The sequence below is a fragment of the Rhodoferax sp. UBA5149 genome (assembly GCF_002413825.1).
Taxonomy (GTDB): Bacteria; Pseudomonadota; Gammaproteobacteria; order Burkholderiales; family Burkholderiaceae_C; genus Rhodoferax.
Window position 1 is genome coordinate 1 of record NZ_DHXT01000055.1, and the last position, 2,367, is coordinate 2,367.

2 protein-coding genes and 1 pseudogene are annotated in these 2,367 nt (G+C 61.8%); 2 read left to right on the plus strand and 1 reads right to left on the minus strand.

Translation table 11 applies throughout. The features are described 5' to 3' along the window. Positions 1-240, plus strand: a pseudogene (locus B3V69_RS04375) (hypothetical protein); the annotation flags it as partial. 42 nt (positions 241-282) lie between these two features. Next, the gene (locus tag B3V69_RS04380) at positions 283-1,542 is read left to right on the plus strand and encodes a hypothetical protein (RefSeq protein ID WP_296444158.1); all 1,260 of its coding nucleotides are present in this window, start codon (positions 283-285) and stop codon (positions 1,540-1,542) included. A gap of 23 nt (positions 1,543-1,565) precedes the next feature. Here the strand turns inward: B3V69_RS04380 and B3V69_RS04385 are convergent. After that, on the minus strand, positions 1,566-2,367 hold an 802-nt coding region (locus B3V69_RS04385; protein WP_296444160.1), incomplete at its 5' end, for an OmpA family protein.

The window sequence follows — 2,367 nt, forward strand, 5'->3', positions numbered from 1 at the left end:
GAACAAGACGAAGTTGCCGACCACGACTGGATGGAACTCGCGTGGATACTGCGCCACGAGTGCCCGGACCTGTTCATCGAAATGCTGATCGTGCTGCGCGCCAAGGCACGCGCGCATGACCAGGGATTGGGTGAGGAAGAAGAAGCTGAAGAGGACGACGGCAAAGTCGAAACCAGCGACACCGACCGCGGCAAGGCGACGCCCGCGACACGTGAGTCGGACGAAGAATCGGCAATCTAAAGCCGGCTTGGCCCGGCTCCGTCCCCACAGCAATCTTTCACGATGTCAACGCACCCGTCAGCCTCGCCCGCCTCCCTCTCGCTCTACGACGCACGCCCCTTTTTCGAGAAAGCGCTGCAGTTTGGCGTACTCAACGGCATCATCGACCAGCAAAAACTGGACGCCATTGGCGCCGATGCACCCAAGGGCATGGTGCAAATTGCGCGTTACTTTGGCAGCGAGTTTTTGCGCCCGGAGCTTGAAAAGGCCAAGGACCGAATCGTCAATCTGGTGAGCCTCTGCCTTGAAAGCACAAGCGGTGGCGACTTGCGTCAGGCCGCCGAGTCGCTGCGCGATCATTCTTTCTTGTCCCGCTCCAAAGGCGGCTCGGACCTGCTCAAGCGCTTGATCGCGATGCCGCAGAACAGCCACTTCGGCATGAACGAGCGCAGCGGCTTCACCGACGATCACATCCCGCTGCTGGCCAAATGGTCACTGCGAAGCCTGGCCGACTATCAGGCCGAGCTCGCCAAACGCAACCAGGTGGCGCAGGTTATCGACGCGGCGATCTGGCTGGCCGACGCCTTGGGCATGGAGGCCGATGAGCTGGAAGAGGCCGGCAAGGATGGCGAAGCCGTCATTCGCACCGCGCTGCTGGTCCTGACAGCCCGACGCACCGACATGCCCGATTGGGTTGCGTTTGAAAAAATGGTAGCCGCGCTGCGCAAGAAGTACGGGGCGGGCAACACGGGCGCCGGCCTGTCCGCCATCCCCATTGCCCTCCCGAAAAACCTGCCCACTCAGTACCAAGCCGTGGTGGAGGCAGTGCGGCAGTCCATCCTGGCGGATCTGCCAAAAATTCTGGATGCCACCCTGCCCGCCCGAAAACTTTTTGATCAAGGCCCTGCCTTCATGGGCCGCTATTTCTGGGTGGAAGATGGCCTGAGCGAAGTGGATCACCATGACCGCTCGGCATCCCGCGCCTGGAACAAAGCCACCGCGGGCCACAGCGACGACAGCTCGCTGCTGACCCTCTTTTTGTGCGTGGCGACCGGCAGCGCACCCAAAACGATACTGACCGAAAAAGGCGCTGCAAGCCTGATCCGCAAGATTCGGAAAACAGGCCTCCAACCCGAGCTGACGAGTCACTACATCCAGAGCCATGCGCCCGAGCAGCACCGGGACGGCTATGCGCAGTTGTGGAGCGACTTTCTTGAGGAGGCCCAGCCCACATTGCACAGCGACCTGGATTACACGCTCAACGACGCTTTGGCCCTGCTGCGCCGCGAGTGCAATGTGAGAGAAACCGTCAGCGCCAACTGACGGCTTGATCGGCTTGACTGGCTTTACTTCGTGCCGACGACTTCGATCTCGACGCGGCGATCGGGCTGCAGACAGGCGATCAGTTCCTTGCTTACTTTCTTGCCTACACAATCGCCGGGTTTGGTCACGGGGTCTGCCCCGTCCACGCCTTTGGCCGCGATCTTGTCGGCCGGAATGCCTGCGGATGTCACCAGATAAGTGCTGACCGCCTCGGCGCGGCGCGTCGAGAGCTTCATGTTGTAGGCGTGCGAACCGATCCGGTCACTGTGTCCCGTCACCGTGATGACATCAAAGCTGACGCCTCTCAGATCGGCAGCAAACTTGTCAATGACCTGCTGGCCTGCAGGCTTCAGCGTCGCCCGGTCGAAATCAAAAAGAGAATCCGCGGAAAAAGTCACTTTCATCGGCACGGGTGGCGGCGGTGGCGGTGGTGGAGGCGGTGCCACAGCTACGACCTGGGGCGCAGGTGCAAGGGCAACCGGCTCGGGCGCCACGGCGCGCGGCACCGGGGTCGGCGTCTTCGCACCGAACCGGTAGACCAGACCGACCGAGACCAAATCGATGTCGCCTTTGTTGCCGACCGCATCGTTGATGCGGTAGCGTTCCAGCTCGGCACGCATGGCCAGCGATTCGGTGAAAGCGTATTGAAGTCCTACCCCCAGCTTGAGGTTCGCCTCGCGCTGGCTGGGGTTGGGATTGGGCGCGCCAACGGCGCCCGTTCCGGAGAAGCTGTCCGTGGCTTGTGCGTAGTTCACGCCGACCCGGCCAAACGCAGAAAACTTTTCAGTGATGGGCAGCGTGCCGACGGCGTCCAGGTTCAGGCCC

Coding starts and splice junctions, on each gene's coding strand:
- B3V69_RS04380 (WP_296444158.1), top strand. CDS start 283: ATGTCAACGCACCCGTCAGCCTCGCCCGCCTCCCTCTCGCTCTACGAC.